Origin of the sequence: Aeromonas sp. RU39B (assembly GCF_900156095.1) — a bacterium.
In the GTDB taxonomy this organism is placed as follows: Bacteria; Pseudomonadota; Gammaproteobacteria; order Enterobacterales; family Aeromonadaceae; genus Aeromonas.
Genome location: NZ_FTMJ01000005.1, coordinates 73,224 through 89,814, shown reverse-complemented (window position 1 = coordinate 89,814; position 16,591 = coordinate 73,224). Strand labels below are relative to the sequence as shown.

Genomic DNA, 16,591 nt, shown 5'->3' with positions numbered 1-16,591 from the left:
GGTCACACCAGCGCACTGAAAACGGGCAGGTTGGATCCTGATAGTGCACGGCGTTTTACCTGCTTTGCCGACCGTTCATGGCGCTTTTTGCCCCCTTATTGCCACTTTGTCCTGCTGGCAGCTCCGACCTCGCCGTTTTTTGGCGCGAGGCTTTGAATATTCACGCGATTGCGCCTGACAATCGTCTTTAGCCCCTGTATAGTTCGCCGCAGTCAGGTTTCTTTTGGCCTATGCGTCTTTTTGCATTCTCCCAGCCGTCCCCTGCGGGCGCCGCATGAACCTGAGTGAGCATCCCTGCTAACCCACGAGTATCAAAGGGGGACAGATGATTACAGCCTACATCCTCAACAATCAGATCCTAGACATTCACACCCTCGGACCGGACGATACCCTGCCCGACAATACGGTGTGGCTGGATGTCTACAAACCTGACGAAGAGGAGCGGGAGTGGCTGACCGGCCTGTTTCTGGAAGAAGTTCCGGACAAGGAAGAGCTCGACGATATCGAAGCCTCGGCGCGCTTTTACTGGGACTCCGACGGTCTGCACATTCACTCCCTGTTTCCGCAGCGTATTGGCCGTGACACCAAGGGTGTCCACGTCTCGTTTACCCTGCGTAACAATCTGCTGATCAGTATCCGGGAAGAGGATATCGGTCTGGTGCGTTTGCTGCGCCACTACATGCGCCAGGAGCGTCTTGAAGTTGAAGACGCCCTCGACGTATTGCTGGAAGTGCAGAGCCTTAAGGTTGATTACCTTTCTGATCTTATCGAAGACGGTTATAAAACCTTGGAAGGCACCGCCGATCAGGTCTTTGAAGCCGAGCAGCTCACCCCTATGCTCAAAGAGCTGATCGCTCAGGAAGAGACCAACGGCCAGATCCGTCTCTCCCTGCACGATACCCGCCGTGCCTTGCGCTTTCTCAAGCGCAGCCTGCGCCAGAAGATGAGTGGCGAGCAGGCCAAGTGGATCGACGAGATGCTGCACGACGTGGAATCCCTGCTGCCGCACACCCAGTTCTTGTTCGACAAGATCAACTTCCAGCTCGAAGCCGCCATGGGCGTGACCAACCTCGAGCAGAACAAGGTGATCAAGATCTTCTCGGTGGCCGCCGTGGTATTCCTGCCACCCACCCTGATCGCCAGTATCTACGGGATGAACTTCGCCAAGATGCCGGAGCTCGCCTGGGGATACGGCTATCCCCTGTCGCTTGGCCTCATGATGATGTCAGCCTTTGGCACCTACTTCTTCTTTAAACGCAAAGGCTGGCTCTGACGCCACTCGTTGCGGCGCCACGGATGGCGAGTCACACGCTTTCGGCCCATACCCTCCCCGCTTTTTCCTCTCACAAGCCAAAAACAACACGGGCTGCCTGTTGGCAACCCGTGTGTTGAACCTGCTCGCGCGTCAGGACTCCAGTAGTGCTTCACGCAGCTTAGCCACCTGATCACGCAGCGCCGCCGCCTGCTCAAACTCGAGATTACGGGCATGTTCGAACATCTGCTCTTCAAGGCGCTTGATCTCGCGGGCAATCTCGCCCGGTGAGTGGTGATGATAGGGCGCTTCTGGCTCGGCGGCTTTGCGACCACTGGCACGGTTACTGCTCTCGCCCCCCGTGTCCATCACATCCATGATCTTCTTGTTCAGCCCCTTGGGCACGATGCCGTGCTTGAGGTTGTGCTCATGCTGCAGGGTCCGGCGCCGCTCAGTCTCTTCAATGGCCACCCGCATCGATTCGGTGATGCTATCGCCATACAGGATCACTTTGCCGTTGATGTTACGTGCCGCCCGGCCGATGGTCTGAATGAGCGAGCGGGTCGAGCGCAGGAAACCCTCTTTATCGGCATCCAGAATCGCTACCAGCGACACTTCCGGCATGTCGAGCCCTTCCCGCAGCAGGTTGATCCCCACCACCACATCAAACTTGCCTAGCCGCAGATCGCGGATGATCTCGACCCGCTCCACCGTGTCGATATCCGAGTGCAGGTAACGCACCTTGACGCCGTGATCGGCTAGGTACTCGGTCAAATCTTCCGCCATCTTCTTGGTCAGGGTCGTCACCAGCACCCGCTCATCCACTGCGGTGCGCTTGTGGATCTCCGAGAGCAGATCGTCCACCTGGGTCGCCACCGGACGCACTTCCACCTCGGGATCGAGCAGACCGGTTGGCCGCACCACCTGCTGCACCACCTCGCCCGCGGATTTGCCCAGCTCATAGGGGCCAGGCGTCGCCGACACAAACACCGTCTGCGGCATCAGGGCTTCAAACTCGTCAAACTTGAGCGGACGGTTATCCAGCGCCGAGGGCAGGCGAAAACCATATTCAACCAGCGTCTCCTTGCGCGAGCGGTCCCCTTTATACATGGCGCCAATCTGCGGCACCGTGACGTGGGATTCGTCGATGATAAGCAAGCCGTCCCCCGGCAAATAGTCAAACAGGGTCGGCGGCGGCTCACCGGGCGCGCGCCCCGAGAGGTAGCGGCTGTAGTTCTCGATCCCCGAGCAGTAGCCAAGCTCCTGCATCATCTCGATATCAAACTGGGTACGTTGGCTGATGCGCTGCTCTTCGAGCAACTTGTTCATCTCGAGCAGCTGCGTTTTACGCTCCCGCAGCTCCTCTTTGATCTTGTCGATGGCACCGAGGATGGTCTCGCGCGGCGTGGCGTAGTGGGTCTTGGGATAGACGGTCCAGCGGGCTACCGTCTGCTCAATTGCGCCGGTGAGCGGATCAAACAGGCTGATACGCTCGATCTCCTCGTCAAACAGCTCGACACGCACCGCCTGCTTGTCTGATTCAGCCGGAAAGATGTCAATCACCTCGCCGCGCACCCGAAAGGTGCCGCGACTGAACGCCATCTCGTTGCGGGTGTATTGCAACTCGGCGAGGCGGCGCAGGATATCGCGCTGGTTGATGATCTCCCCCACCCTCAGGTGCAGCATCATCTGCAGATAGGCCTGGGGGTCGCCCAGACCGTAGATAGCCGACACCGAAGCCACGATCACCACATCACGGCGCTCTAGCAGCGCCTTGGTCGCTGACAGCCGCATCTGCTCGATATGGTCGTTGATCGAGGCATCCTTCTCGATAAACGTGTCGGTACTCGGCACATAGGCTTCCGGCTGGTAGTAGTCGTAGTAAGAGACGAAATACTCCACCGAGTTGTGAGGAAAGAACTCCTTCATCTCTCCATAGAGCTGGGCGGCCAGCGTTTTGTTAGGGGCCAGGATCATGGTCGGTCGACCAAGACGAGCGATCACATTGGCCATGGTGAAGGTTTTACCCGAGCCGGTCACCCCGAGCAGGGTCTGATGCGCCAAGCCGCTCTCGATACCGTCGATAAGCTGCTCGATGGCGGCCGGCTGATCGCCGGAAGGCTGAAACTGGCTGGCAAGGGCAAACTCTCGACTCATGACGACTCCGGCAGTAGCACAACAGGACAGCGCAGTGTACTCCGTCCAACTTCATCTGCCTATGTCGGTAAAACCCTTGACCGACCAGTGCGACCTCTATAGAATTCTCGTCCCTGCCGATGTTCCCCCGTAGTTCAGTCGGTAGAACGGCGGACTGTTAATCCGTATGTCACAGGTTCAAGTCCTGTCGGGGGAGCCAATTTCGCTCACTACTCTGGTGCAACTTATCCACTTCAGTGCACCGTCTCCAGCAAAATAATGCACATCCTGCCAGGATCCAGAAATGGGGCCTGCGATCTCCCGTTTCCGCCCCACAGAATTTTCTTCTGTTGCTATTAACTCATTGTTTTTAAATGCAACTTTTGCTGTCCGTCATTTTTTCTACAACGGCTGCAAGCCAGTATCCATGCGGCCTTGGCGCGCTTTTGCAATTTTCATAAACAGGGTTATCCACAGTTTCTGTGGGTAACTGCCGCCAGCCCTGCCAGCACGGGCATTGGGCGCAGTTCCCATACTTTTCGCATTTTGCGCCGCAAAAAACGATTTTCTTCTAACCTGCAACAAGTGGTACCCCCGTCACATTATGACAAAACAACCTAGCCATCGGCCTTGTGGCTGAGTCAACGTCCAAGCAGTGGATAAGCTGAGCAAATAATCACCAAATAAAACGAGCGTTCATCCTGCCAGGTGAAGATTTGACCGCACAAAATAAAGCCTTTATCCAACTGCGCTCACCCCACTCTTGCGCGTGGGATTTATGCTGACAAGGCAGATAGGTTCAGGTGAAAAAGCTACTTTGTACTACCCCGTCCATCAGGCTGACCAGCGCAAACGACACAAACAAAAAGGCCACCTGATGAGGTGGCCTTGGCAGTGAACGTAAGAGCAGGCTTATTCGCCCTGACGGCGACGCCCTTCAGCCGGACGGCGAGCGCGCGGCGCACGTGCCTGACCATTGCCACCCTGAGCAGGACGCCCCTGGCCCTGACGCGGTGCAGTACCCTCACTGCGACCACCTGCCGCAGCCGGTTTGTTACCGGATGCAGCACGGCGTGGCTGACGCTGCTCATGGGGATCGCGAGGCTCTTTACGCGGCGGCTGACCAATGCCCTTGGCGATAGCATCCAGGGTTTCACGGGACGGCTCAAAACCGGCGACCGCTTGCTTGTCGATGGTCTGCTTGATGAGGCGCTCGATGCCCTTGATAAGCTTGCCTTCATCGGCGCTCACCAGCGAGATGGCGTGACCCGCCGCCCCCGCACGACCGGTACGGCCAATGCGGTGCACATAGTCTTCTGCCACGTTAGGCAGCTCGTAGTTAACGACCTGCGGCAGCTTGTCGATGTCGAGACCACGGGCCGCGATATCTGTCGCCACCAGCACCCGCAGGGAGCCATCTTTAAAACCGGCCAGCGCACGGGTACGCGCACCCTGGCTCTTGTTGCCGTGGATGGCCGCCGCAGTGACGCCCTCTTTTTCCAGCTTCTCGGCGACACGGTTGGCAATGTGCTTGGTACGGGTAAACACCAGCACCTGACGCCAATCGTTGGCTTTGACCAGATGAGTCAGCAGCGGGATCTTGTTGCCCTTGTCGACCGGGTGCACCAGCTGCTCGATACGCTCGGCGGTGCTGTTACGCGGGGTCACTTCGACCACGGCCGGCTCGTGCAGCAGACCGGTCGCCAGTTCGCGGATCTCGTCGGCGAAGGTGGCGGAGAACAACAGGTTCTGCCGCTTTTTCGGCAGCAGAGCCAGAATTTTGCGGATGTCGCGGATAAAGCCCATATCGAGCATGCGATCCGCTTCGTCCAGCACCAGGATCTCCAGCTCATCAAAGCGCACGGCCTTCTGATTGTAGAGATCGAGCAGACGACCCGGGCAGGCCACCAGCACATCCAGACCACGGCGCATGGCCATCATCTGGGGATTAATACTGACGCCACCAAAGACAACGTGGCTCTTAACCGGCAGATATTTGCCGTATTCACGGACGCTCTCACCCACCTGAGCAGCCAGCTCGCGGGTCGGTGCCAGCACCAGGGCACGAACCTGGTTGGGGGAGACACGGCGATTACTCTGTGTCAGACGCTGCAGCATCGGCAGCGTAAAACCGGCGGTCTTACCAGTACCGGTCTGAGCAGCGGCCATCAGGTCGCGGCCTTGCAACACGACCGGAATGGCCTGCTGCTGGATCGGAGAGGGAGTGGTATAGCCTTGATCGGCCACAGCCCGCAGCAGCGGAGCGCTGAGGCCCAGGGAATCAAATTGCATGAAGTTCCTTTGATGACGCGGCGCTGGTCGGCTTCTCTGCCTGGCTCGACCTGCCGGATCAGGGGGAATAAGGATGGCCCAGGGTGCAGAGCAAAAGGGCGCGAAAGAGGGGCGCAGTGTAACGGCTTTGTGCTAACAAGACGAGAAAAATGTGAGTCAGATCGCAAACGGGCCCGCAGGCCCGTTTGATAGGCGCTTAACGAAGCTGAGGCGTGCCGGTGTGCACACCCAGGTTCTGGGCGCGATGGCGCAGCAGGTGATCCATCAGCACCAGCGCCAACATCGCCTCGGCAATAGGCACAGCGCGAATGCCGACACACGGGTCGTGACGACCACGGGTGATCATCTCGGTGGCCTCACCACGGGTGGTGATGGTATGACCGGGCACCGTAATGCTGGAGGTGGGCTTGAGCGCCATGCTCACGACGATCTCCTGCCCCGACGCAATGCCACCCAGAATGCCGCCAGCGTGGTTACTGGCAAAGCCTTGCGGCGTCAGCTCATCACGATGCTGTGAGCCCTTCTGCTCAACCACGGCAAAGCCGTCACCGATCTCGACCCCTTTCACCGCGTTGATGCCCATCATGGCATGCGCGATATCGGCATCAAGGCGGTCAAACACCGGCTCACCAAGCCCGACTGGTACGTTCAGCGCCACCACCTGCACCTTGGCACCGATGCTGTCACCCTCTTTCTTCAGATCCCGCATAAAGGCATCGAGCGCTTCGAGCTTGCTGCTGTCGGGGAAGAAGAACGGGTTTTGCTCAATCTGATCGCGCTCCACCTGCTCGGCCTTGATAGGCCCAAGCTGTGAGAGATAGCCATAGATCTCGATGCCGTGCACCGCCTTGAGATACTTCTTGGCAATCGCCCCTGCCGCAACCCGCATCGCGGTTTCACGGGCCGAAGAGCGGCCGCCGCCACGATAATCGCGCAGGCCGTACTTCTGGTGATAGGTGTAGTCAGCATGCCCCGGACGGAACAAATCCTTGATGTCCGAGTAATCCTTGGAGCGCTGATCGGTGTTTTCAATCAAGAGCCCAATCGAGGTGCCGGTGGTTTTCCCCTCAAACACCCCGGAGAGGATCTTCACCTCATCCGGCTCGCGCCGCGGCGTGGTATAGCGCGAGGTGCCAGGTTTGCGGCGATCCAGATCGTGCTGCAGATCGGCTTCGCTGATCTCAAGCCCCGGCGGGCAGCCATCGACCACAGCGCCCAGCGCCAAGCCGTGGCTTTCGCCAAAGGTAGTTACCCGAAAGAGTTGGCCAAAACTGTTCCCTGCCATGATGTTCCTGCTATCAATTCTTGTAGAGTGCGAAATGTTCCTGGTACTTGATGAGCTCGTCGCGGGTCATCACGAACACGCCGTGACCACCGTTCTCGAACTCCACCCAGGTAAAGGGGATCTCGGGGAACTGTGCCTCGAGATGGATCATGCTGTTGCCCACTTCCACCACCAACACCCCGTGCTCGTGCAGGAAATCGGCGGCGCTGGCCAGAATGCGTTTGGTGAGCTTGAGGCCATCCGAGCCGGACGCCAGTGCCAGCTCGGGCTCATGCCGGAACTCATCGGGCAGATCCGACATGTCTTCTGCATCCACATAAGGCGGATTGGAGACAATCAGGTCGTATTTGTCGCCCGCCGGCAGATCGCGAAACACGTCAGAGCGGATCGGGATCACCTGCTGCTCGAGCCCGTGATCAGCGATGTTGCGCTCGGCCACGTTCAAGGCATCGATGCTGATATCGATGGCATCGACCTCGGCGTCCGGGAACTCATGGGCCATGACGATAGCAATGCAGCCCGATCCGGTGCACAGGTCCATGATACGGGTCGGCTCCTCTTTCAGGAACGGCGCAAAGCGGTTGGCAATCATCTCGGCTATCGGCGAGCGCGGGATCAACACCCGCTCATCGACGAAGAACTCCCACCCGGCATACCAGGCCTTGTTGGTGAGATACGGCGCAGGAATTCGCTCTTGCACCCGGCGAATGATGAGCTCCGCTACTTTATGACGTTCACTGGTGGTCAGGCGGGATTCACGCATGGCCGGGTCGACATCCGGTGGCAGATGCAGGGCGGGCAGCACCAGTTGCACGGCTTCATCCCAGGCATTGTCGGTGCCGTGACCATAAAAGAGGCCCGCATCATTGAAGCGGCTCATGGCCCAGCGCAACATGTCCTGGATGGTGTGCATCTCGGCAACCACCTCGTCGATAAAGATCTTGTCCAAAACCACCTCCAAGTCGAGTAATATCCGGCCCAGTTTCTTGATAATGCAGTACGACGAGTTGCCAATGAAAAAAGTACCACCTCTGGCCGACGATGATCGCCAGCTATTTCGCGAAGCGGTCAAGGGCACCCGTCAAATCAGGCAAGATACCATAAGTGCCGACTACAGACCGGTCAAGCAGAAACGGCAGTTGCGCCTTGAGCGCGAAAACCTTGGGCTGGAGCACCATTTCAGCGACGAATTTCAGCCTCATCTGGAAAGTGATGGACCGATGCGTTATGTGCGCAGCGACGTCTCCCATTTCGAGCTGAAAAAGCTGCGCCGTGGCGACTATCCGCCCGAGATCCTGCTCGATTTGCATGGCATGAGCCAAAATCAGGCCAAATCCGAGCTCTCGGCGCTACTCTCGGCCTGCGAGCGGCAAAACCTGCACGTGGCCTGCGTGATGCACGGCATCGGCAAGCATATTCTCAAACAGCGCATCCCCGCCTGGCTGGCCCAGCACCCCCATGTCCGCGCCTTTCATCAAGCCCCTCGGGAATGGGGCGGCGACAGCGCCCTGCTGGTGCTGCTCGATATCAAGGAGTAATGCGGCTGCGCACTCACAGCGCCCGATCACACCGGGCGCTCGGCGCGGATCACGATGTTGCGGGGCGTTAGCGGCCGGGCACAAAATTCCCCCAACGCGACCCGATAGCCCTGCTCTTGCAGATAACAGGCGCGATCCAGCACCAGCCATAGCTCCAGCGGCCGACGAAACAGCTGGCGTACCAGCTCGGTGCGCAGCACAATGCGCGCCCGCCGGGCGCCTTGCGCCAACCAGTACTCGGCGTCGATCTGTGCGGGCAAGGTGATGCCACGCGCATCCGCTGCCCAGCGGCAGAACGCCTCGAAACTGCCACTGAGCAGACTCTTTTGGATGTTCGGCACCGCCAGATAACTGTTGATGCCGCGCACTTCACGCTGCAAGCTGTCAAATGCTAGCCGCCAGCTCACCTCCTGCTGACGCAAGCGGCGCACCCGGGCTCCGGCTGTGACGGTCTCTTGCAGCGGCAAACGCAGATCCCCCTTGCCAAGGCGCAGCGCGCTACGGCGCGCCTGCTGGCTCATGGGTTGATAGGTGTCGCTGCTTATCAGGTGATAGCAACAGGGCGAGAGGGTCACGCCGCGAGCGCCACGCGCGGCAACATGGCGCATCAAGGTCATGTGCAACTCACCGCAAGCGTGCAGGGCCAGAGCGTGATGTTCGGGATGCACCAGCGCGGCGGCTTCCGCCGAGAAGGCGTCCCCGTGGACAAACTGCTGCTGGGCTCCATCGCGCTGCGCCAGATGAGTGCCCTCGGAGCACAACATCGCTTGCCACTCCAGACTGGTCACTCGTGCCTTGCGCGTTAATGAAACCACCCGTCCCAAGTGCCCTTTCCCGGCGCACCACTCCAGCCATGGGCCCTGATGAGCCGGTAACACGCCGGTAAAGGCCAGGATCTGCTCCCACTTGCGACCCGGCGTGTCACGCGCCATAAACGGGTCCACGGTCACAGCATCTGCCACCCATTGCGGCAACGCAGCGAGCTGCTGTAACTCGCTTCCCTCCACTATCCAGGGTGACAAAAACGCCACCAATTCATTGCCGCGCTCTTCGAGCGCCAACACCTGTTCATCCGAGAGGCCAAGCAGCGCCTCGACCAGTGCTGGAGAGTGCGCCGCAAAGCAAAAATCGGTGTGATGATAAGGCTGGTTTTGCCACCACTGGCGGGTGGCGGTTAATAACGCATCGAGGCGTGCAAAGCGCTCAGAAAAAGAGGAAGGAATCAATACAGTGGCCTCGCCGGGTCAGGTTGCGACATTCTAGCGGTTTGCCGCAGCATCGCCTCCTCCGATCTGCCGTTTTTTGTCGGGTTTGCGACCCCCTTTACCTTCTTTGTTAACAGGGTTCAGGGCATAATGTGGCCCCTTTGCAACTATCTCGGTCCTTTTGGGCATGACCATCGATTTTGTGACCCTGCTCCACCAAAGCGACTCCCTGCTTTTGTTTGTGGTGCTCGCCTTCGGCCTGCTGCTGGGCAAGGTGCGCATCGGCACCTTCCAGATTGGTAATACCATCGGCGTGTTGTTCACCGCCCTGCTGTTTGGTCAGATGGGGTTTCAGTTCTCCAACTCGACCGAAAACGTCGGATTTATGCTGTTTATCTTCTGCGTGGGCATTGAAGCCGGCCCGCACTTTTTCAGCATTTTCCTGCGCGACGGTATTCACTACATCACGCTCACGCTGGTGATCCTGCTCTCGGCGTTGCTGCTGACCGTCGGATTGGCCAAGTTTTTCAATCTGGGGCCTGGCATGGCCGCCGGGATTTTGGCCGGCTCACTCACCTCGACACCGGCACTGGTCGGTGCCCAGGATGCACTGCGCAGCGGGCTGCTAAACCTGCCACACCAGACCGACATGCGTTCAGTGCTCGATAACATGGGTATCGGTTATGCCCTGACCTATCTGGTCGGGCTGGTCGGCCTGATGCTGGTAGTGCGCTATCTTCCCTCCCTCGCCCGCCTCGATCTCTCTAACGAAGCGCAAAAGATTGCCCGTGAGCGGGGGCTTTCCGAGAGTGAAAACCGCAAGACCTACCTGCCCATCATCCGGGCCTATCGGGTTGGCCCCGAGCTGGCGGCCTGGATCGGCGGGCGCACCTTGCGTGAAACCGGCATTCACCCGCACACCGGCTGCTATGTGGAGCGCTTGCGCCGTAACGGCATTCTGGCTAGTCCGGATGGCGATGCCATCATTCAGGAAGGCGATGAGATTGCGCTGGTCGGTTACCCCTCCAGCCACGAAAAGCTCGACGTGAACTACCGTAACGGCAAGGAAGTATTTGACCGTGATCTGCTTGATCTGCAGATCGTCACCGAAGAGATCGTGGTCAAAAACGACGCGGTGGTCGGGCGCCATCTGGCTGAGCTTAACCTCACCGAAAAGGGCTGCTTTCTCAACCGCATCGTGCGCTCGCAGATCGAGATGCCCTTTGATCGCAACATCATGCTGCAAAAAGGTGATGTGCTGCAGATTAGCGGCGAAAAGCAGCGGGTGGCACAACTGGCCAGCAAGATCGGCTTTATCAGCATCCACAGCCAGACCAGTGATCTGGTGGCGTTTTGCACCTTCTTCGTCATGGGTCTGCTGATTGGCTCGGTCTCGCTGGTGTTTGGCCAGATTGAGTTTGGCATTGGCAATGCGGTGGGGCTGCTCATTGCCGGTATCCTGATGGGCTATCTACGCGCCAACCACCCGACGGTGGGGTATGTCCCGCCCGGCGCCCTGCGGCTTGCTAAAGATCTGGGTCTGGCGGTGTTTATGGTCAGCACCGGGCTAAAAGCCGGCAGCGGCATTCTCGATCACTTGAGTGAAGTAGGGGTCATCGTGCTCTTCTCCGGCATGGTGGTGACGGCGCTGCCGGTGGTGATCGGTTATCTGTTTGGTGTCTGGGTGCTCAAGATGAACCCGGCGCTGCTGCTCGGAGCCATTACCGGCGCCCGCACCTGCGCGCCAGCCATGGACCTGGTCAATGAGGCCGCCAACAGCTCGATTCCGGCGCTCGGCTACGCCGGTACCTATGCGGTAGCCAACGTACTGCTCACGCTGGCCGGCTCGATGATCATCGGTTTCTGGTTCTGATCATCACCTGGCAATAACAACGGCCGCGGATGCGGCCGTTGTTATATCAGACATAGAGACTCGCTGGCTGTTTATACCCTGAACTGGGCGACCAGCGATTGCTGCTCATCGGCGAGCCCCGCCAACCGGCTGAGCATGGTGTCGGTGCTGCTCGACTGGGCAATCACCTGTTCACTGGCTTTACGCACATTGTTGATGTTCTCGCTGATCTCACCGCTCACCTTGCCCTGCTCGCTGATGGCGCTTTCAATCTGACTGCTCATCTGCAAGATGGTGCCGATGGAGCGGGTGATCTCCTCAATATGCGCCACCGCCTGACGGGCATGCTGCTGAGTGACGCTGGCCTGCTCATGACTGTCTAAAATCCCGTTGACCACCAGTCGGGTGCCCGATTGCAAGTCGCCAATCACCTGGCGGATCTCCACCACCGAATCCTGGGTACGGCGCGCCAGATTGCGCACTTCATCGGCCACCACCGCAAAACCGCGCCCCTGCTCGCCAGCACGCGCCGCTTCAATGGCTGCGTTAAGAGCCAGCAGGTTGGTCTGCTCGGCAATGGACGTGATCACCTCAAGGATCTGGCTGATGTTCTCACTGTTGCCCGCCAGCGCATCCACCCGGGGACGGGTCACGCTAATGGTCTCCATCAGGCTCTCCATGGCGTGACGGGTCTCTTCAACCACCGCCTTGCCCTGCTGGGCGGCCAGCTCGGCATGCTCCGCCGCGCTGACCACCTGATTGGCGTGCACATCCACCTCACGAGAGGTCTGATGCATCTGCTCGATGGCCGACGCGACCATATCGAGTTCGCGAAACTGGCTATTCAGGGATTGCTGACTGCTAAGCGAAAGCGAGACGGCCTCGCGGGTGGCCTCGCGGCTGGTCCCCACCCCGCTGACCAACACTCGCACCGTGCCGTGGATCTTCTCCTGAAAGGCATTGAACCAGTGCGCCAGCTGGCCCAACTCATCGTGGCGCTCAACCGGCAGACGCTGGGTCAAGTCCCCCTCACCCTGGGCAATATCGCGCAGACGCTCAGCGACCCCGGCCAGCGGATGGGCAATATGACGCGCCAGCAGGGCAAACAGCACCAGACCGAGCAACGTGATGCCAAGGGAGAGCAGCACCAACTCGGTCAAGGTCCCGGCCAGATTGCCCGCGAGCTGAGCTTCGAGCTCAGTGGCACGCGCCAGCACGGCGCTGGCCGGTACCCGGATAAACATGGCCCACGGCGCGGCACTGCCGTGCACCGTGATCGGCAAGAACAGCTCGAGAGCGTCTTGTTGCCAGCTCAGCTGCGGCTTGCCGGCTTGCTGCAGTGAGGCCAGCTTGCCAGCCAATTCAGTCAGAGGCTGCCCCACCTGCATTGAGGCCGCTGTGCCGGCCAGCACATTACCCTTGGCGCTAAGCAGTACCACGTCGCCCTGACCGTCGTAGAGCGCTTTATCGACCTGCTCCATCATGGCTTGGGTCGCACCAAGATCGACGGTCAACCCCACCTCACCAATCACCGCATTTTTCTCTACCACCGGCAGGGACAGGGTGGTCATCAGCTGGCCTTTATTCACCACCGGCTCTTGCAGGCAGACGGCCTTGCGCTCGAGGGCGCACAAATAATCCGGGTTGGCCTTCGGTCCGACCAACTCGGCCTCATCCAGGCTGCGCCGTGACAGTCTATCTCCCACTTTGCGCCAGTAAAACGCCACACGCCCTGAATCGTTAGAGCCCAGATAGCTGGCATCGGCGTAGTTGCTGTCGGCATTATCGAGCGCATTGGGCAGATAGACCGCAAAGCCGCCTAACAAGCTGGGAGAGCTTTCCAGCGTCGAGCGCAAGGTATGAATGATGGCACCGCGCAGCAGTTCGCTACTGAGCAGGTTGGTTTCGGCAAAGGATTTTTGGAACAATTGCGCCTGGGCGGCTGCACCGCCGCGCACAAACACCTCGGAAAGGTAGTCACTGAGCTGGGAAGATTGCAGCGCAGCCTGCCTGGTGAGCTGCTGCTCGGCATTGTGTTTGAGTTCATCGCTTATCTGAGTCACTGCCATCTGGTTGCTATGGCGTATGTCATAGAGCGCGAACCCGGTCAGAGTCGCCATGGCGAGCAGCAAACAACTACCCGCTAACAGGGCAATTTTCCATTGCAAAGTCAGCTTACGCATGAGTCCATCCATGAATGTCACTGGGAAGAACTCGATAATAAGAAAGGCAAGGCCGCAAAGGCCAGCGTTTATTGCGGACAATAAGGCTATAACATTATGATTAAAAAGGATTAAAACCCACAAAACGCACCATAATGCAGCATTCGATCACTTTTGGGGCGCAGCACTGAATCAACAGCAGAAACATGTCCTCAAAAGAGGCCTGTTTTCCCTGTTAACGGCGGATCGCCAAGAGCAAGACTCCACCGGCAATCATGGCAATCGCCAGCCAATCTTTAGGCACCGGACGCTCTCCGAGAAACAGTGCAGCAAACACCACCACCAGCACCACGCTGAGCTTGTCAATGGGTGCCACCTGATAGGCTTGACCCACTTTTAACGCACGAAAATAGCAGACCCAGGAGGCACCCGTAGCCAGCCCGGAGAGGATCAGAAACAGCCAGGACTTGGCGGGCAGGTTGGCCGGATTGCTCCATTTACCGGTCATTACCACAAACACCGAGAGCACCGCCACAATCACCAAGGTGCGGATCAGCGTTGCCAGATCCGAATCCATCCCCTGGATCCCCACCTTGGCCAAGATGGCAGTCAGCGCAGCGAACACCGCAGAGAGCAGGGCCCAGAGCACCCAGCTTGGTAACAGTAGTGACATGAACACACCAGACATGAGAATAGGAATGGCTGCACGCTACGCGCCGCCCGCTGGCGTGTCAACGCACCCCACAATGACAAAAGGGAGCCAGGCTCCCTTTGACTTCGACGGTGATGGTGTCACGCCTCTTCCCACACCACGCTTTTCCCTTGCGGCCACTGGTTGCCCAGTTCGGCGTAACGCTGCTCGAGCAGGTGACGGCGAATCTTCATGGTCGGTGTCAGCACCCCATTCTCGATATTCCACGGCTGCTTGACCACATAGATACCGCGCAGCTTGGCATGCGCCTCCAGTTTCTCGTTGACCGCCACCCGGGCCGCTTCCAACTGACGCTCGATGCTGTCACGGTCACCTTGCATGGCACTTTCCACCAGTTGCACCAGCGCCAGCGGCTGGGGCATGCCATAGCCGATGACACACAGCTGCTCAATCAGCGGCTCCTGGCCGAGCATCCCTTCGATGGGTACCGGCGCCACATACTTGCCCTTGGCGGTCTTGAAGACATCTTTCATGCGCCCGGTAATAGTGAGATACCCTTCGCTGTCGATCTTGCCCATGTCGCCGGTATGTAGCCAGCCGTCACTATCGAGGGTGGCGGCCGAGCTGTCGGGGTCTTTGTAGTAACCCAGCATCATGCCGTCACAGCGGCAGAGGATCTCCCCTTCTGGCGAGATGCGTAGCGTCACGCCGGGACCGGCCTTGCCAACCGAGCCAATCTTGTCAGCACGAAACGGATAGTTGAGGGTGGAATAGGCGTGGTTTTCGGTCATGCCCCACGCTTCGGTGATATTCAGGCCGATGCGGTAATACCACTCGAGCAGAGCCGGCGCGACCGGCGCCGAGCCGCAGCCGAGCACTCGCGCTTGATCCAGCCCTAAGCCATCGCGCAATTTGCGCTTGATAAGCGACGAGACAAACGGGATTTTGAGCAGGATATCGAGTTTGTGCTGCGGTAATTTCTCGTGGATTTTGGCGCGAAACATCGCCCACAGCCGCGGCACCGAAATAAACACGGTGGGACGGCAGCGCTTCACGTCATCGATAAAGGTCTCGAGCGATTCGGGAAAGGCGACGCTGGCCCCGCCATAGAGACTGCCACCATAGATGTAGACGCGCTCGGTGATGTGGGCGAGCGGCAGGTAGGAAAAGCCGCGGTCATCCTCGGCCAGTCCCACCAGCTGAACCAACTTTTCGCACGACCAAGCGTAACGCTCGACACTGAGCATGGCGCCCTTGGGCTTGCCGGTACTGCCCGAGGTGTAAACCAGACTGAGCAGCTCATCAGGCGCCTGCAGCGGACTGCCGGCAATCGGCTGGGTGTTGGCAATCAGTTCATCCCACTGATAGCGGGCCGGCATGGTGTCGTAGGGTAAGGCGATGCGCGGCAGATCGGCCGGGACGCCCCCTTCCTGACCATGCCAGTCATCGAGCTTGCCGACGAACACGGCCTTGGCTTCACTGTGGCGCAGCACATATTCGATGGTGTCGCTGTTGGCGGTGGGATAGATGGGCACACTGACAAACCGCCCCATCTGCATCGCCAGATCGGCGATAAACCACTGGGCGCAGTTTTTCGACAACAGCGCCACCCGATCCCCCGCCACCAGCCCCAACCCCTGCAGGGCTGCGGCCATACGACGGGCCTCATCGGCTACCCGCGCCCAGCTGTAGTCCTGATATTGTCGATTGATGGTCTGACGAAGATAAATGCGATCCGGACAGTGACGCTCCCAGTGATAGAGCATCTCGAGCGGCAAATGACGAGCAATGGGGGGATGGGTAGCCATGGTTGATTCCTTGTAACAGACAGCCACCCGATTATTAACCAGCAATTAACTCAATAAAACGACGTTCTATAAAGAATGCTGGAAGTGTGACTCAGGACTCAGCTTGCTCCTGAAGCTGACGCCACAAGGCCATAACCAGCGATTGATCCTCGTCCGAGAGCTCACCTTGCAAGATCGCTTCGTTAAGACTGCGCAGCACGTAACTCTTCACATCACGAACCAGATTACGCCCCTCAATGTCAGCCCGCGCGACGGCCAGCGAGATGTGTCCGCGCAGATAGCCACCGGCAAACAGATCGTCCTCACTGGCGGTTGCTACTTGGCTGTCAATCAGCCCCAGCAGGCGTTGCTCATACTCTTGAATCGAGATCGTTATCGACATGGTCAGCCTCTTGGCCGGGATCACCGG

At 58.9% G+C, this 16,591-nt stretch carries 12 protein-coding genes and 1 tRNA gene; 4 read left to right on the top strand and 9 right to left on the bottom strand.

All coding sequences use genetic code 11. The annotated features are described in order from the left end of the window. Positions 1 to 325 precede the first annotated feature (325 nt). Positions 326 to 1,273: a magnesium/cobalt transporter CorA gene (corA, locus tag BW958_RS09240; RefSeq protein WP_076575452.1), complete on the top strand. Its 948-nt coding sequence runs from the start codon at positions 326 to 328 to the stop codon at positions 1,271 to 1,273. Positions 1,274 to 1,405: 132 nt separating this feature from the next. Here the strand turns inward: corA and uvrB are convergent, their stop codons facing one another. Beyond that, complete coding sequence (gene uvrB, locus BW958_RS09235; RefSeq protein WP_076575451.1) at positions 1,406 to 3,409, bottom strand: excinuclease ABC subunit UvrB; 2,004 nt, start codon at positions 3,407 to 3,409, stop codon at positions 1,406 to 1,408. A 123-nt stretch (positions 3,410 to 3,532) separates the two neighbouring features. Between uvrB and BW958_RS09230 the strand changes: the two genes are divergently transcribed. After that, positions 3,533 to 3,608: transfer RNA gene (locus BW958_RS09230), tRNA-Asn, on the top strand. Between the two features lie 692 nt (positions 3,609 to 4,300). On the opposite strand, the gene BW958_RS09225 is transcribed toward BW958_RS09230, so the two are convergent. From BW958_RS09225 to prmB, 3 genes are all read right to left on the bottom strand, one after another. Then, positions 4,301 to 5,680 (bottom strand): DEAD/DEAH box helicase, encoded by a 1,380-nt coding sequence (locus tag BW958_RS09225; protein WP_076575450.1) that lies wholly within the window; start codon positions 5,678 to 5,680, stop codon positions 4,301 to 4,303. Between the two features lie 196 nt (positions 5,681 to 5,876). Further along, on the bottom strand, positions 5,877 to 6,965 hold the full coding sequence (gene aroC / locus BW958_RS09220; protein WP_076575449.1) for a chorismate synthase: 1,089 nt from the start codon (positions 6,963 to 6,965) through the stop codon (positions 5,877 to 5,879). A 13-nt stretch (positions 6,966 to 6,978) separates the two neighbouring features. Beyond that, positions 6,979 to 7,914, bottom strand: a complete 936-nt coding sequence (gene prmB / locus BW958_RS09215) for a 50S ribosomal protein L3 N(5)-glutamine methyltransferase (RefSeq protein ID WP_076575448.1) — start codon at positions 7,912 to 7,914, stop codon at positions 6,979 to 6,981. 64 nt (positions 7,915 to 7,978) lie between these two features. Between prmB and smrB the strand changes: the two genes are divergently transcribed. Then, the gene (smrB, locus tag BW958_RS09210) at positions 7,979 to 8,503 is read left to right on the top strand and encodes an endonuclease SmrB (protein WP_076575447.1); all 525 of its coding nucleotides are present in this window, start codon (positions 7,979 to 7,981) and stop codon (positions 8,501 to 8,503) included. Positions 8,504 to 8,529: 26 nt separating this feature from the next. Here smrB and BW958_RS09205 read toward each other — a convergent pair whose 3' ends face one another. Then, the gene (locus BW958_RS09205; RefSeq protein WP_076575446.1) at positions 8,530 to 9,729 is read right to left on the bottom strand and encodes a methyltransferase; all 1,200 of its coding nucleotides are present in this window, start codon (positions 9,727 to 9,729) and stop codon (positions 8,530 to 8,532) included. Positions 9,730 to 9,895: 166 nt separating this feature from the next. Between BW958_RS09205 and BW958_RS09200 the strand changes: the two genes are divergently transcribed. Continuing rightward, on the top strand, positions 9,896 to 11,581 hold the full coding sequence (locus tag BW958_RS09200) for an aspartate:alanine antiporter (RefSeq protein ID WP_076575445.1): 1,686 nt from the start codon (positions 9,896 to 9,898) through the stop codon (positions 11,579 to 11,581). A gap of 71 nt (positions 11,582 to 11,652) precedes the next feature. Here BW958_RS09200 and BW958_RS09195 read toward each other — a convergent pair whose 3' ends face one another. The 4 genes from BW958_RS09195 to BW958_RS09180 form a co-directional block, all read right to left on the bottom strand. Then, positions 11,653 to 13,743, bottom strand: coding sequence for a methyl-accepting chemotaxis protein (locus BW958_RS09195; RefSeq protein ID WP_076575444.1), 2,091 nt, complete (start codon positions 13,741 to 13,743; stop codon positions 11,653 to 11,655). Positions 13,744 to 13,957: 214 nt separating this feature from the next. Further along, a complete protein-coding gene (locus BW958_RS09190) occupies positions 13,958 to 14,395 on the bottom strand; it encodes an EamA family transporter (protein ID WP_076575443.1) in 438 nt (145 codons plus the stop codon). A 119-nt stretch (positions 14,396 to 14,514) separates the two neighbouring features. Then, entirely contained in the window at positions 14,515 to 16,182 is a 1,668-nt protein-coding gene (locus BW958_RS09185; RefSeq protein ID WP_076575442.1) for an AMP-binding protein, read from the bottom strand. A gap of 91 nt (positions 16,183 to 16,273) precedes the next feature. After that, positions 16,274 to 16,552 carry a YfcL family protein gene (locus BW958_RS09180; protein WP_076575568.1) on the bottom strand — a complete coding sequence of 93 codons (279 nt, stop codon included), beginning with the start codon at positions 16,550 to 16,552 and terminating at the stop codon, positions 16,274 to 16,276. Positions 16,553 to 16,591: the final 39 nt, after the last annotated feature.

Excerpts from the sequence above, each read along its gene's own strand:
- BW958_RS09195 (WP_076575444.1), bottom strand. The coding sequence starts at position 13,743 with ATGCGTAAGCTGACTTTGCAATGGAAAATTGCCCTGTTAGCGGGTAGT.
- corA (WP_076575452.1), top strand. The coding sequence starts at position 326 with ATGATTACAGCCTACATCCTCAACAATCAGATCCTAGACATTCACACC.
- BW958_RS09200 (WP_076575445.1), top strand. The coding sequence starts at position 9,896 with ATGACCATCGATTTTGTGACCCTGCTCCACCAAAGCGACTCCCTGCTT.
- BW958_RS09190 (WP_076575443.1), bottom strand. The coding sequence starts at position 14,395 with ATGTCACTACTGTTACCAAGCTGGGTGCTCTGGGCCCTGCTCTCTGCG.
- BW958_RS09185 (WP_076575442.1), bottom strand. The coding sequence starts at position 16,182 with ATGGCTACCCATCCCCCCATTGCTCGTCATTTGCCGCTCGAGATGCTC.
- BW958_RS09225 (WP_076575450.1), bottom strand. The coding sequence starts at position 5,680 with ATGCAATTTGATTCCCTGGGCCTCAGCGCTCCGCTGCTGCGGGCTGTG.
- uvrB (WP_076575451.1), bottom strand. The coding sequence starts at position 3,409 with ATGAGTCGAGAGTTTGCCCTTGCCAGCCAGTTTCAGCCTTCCGGCGAT.
- aroC (WP_076575449.1), bottom strand. The coding sequence starts at position 6,965 with ATGGCAGGGAACAGTTTTGGCCAACTCTTTCGGGTAACTACCTTTGGC.
- smrB (WP_076575447.1), top strand. The coding sequence starts at position 7,979 with ATGAAAAAAGTACCACCTCTGGCCGACGATGATCGCCAGCTATTTCGC.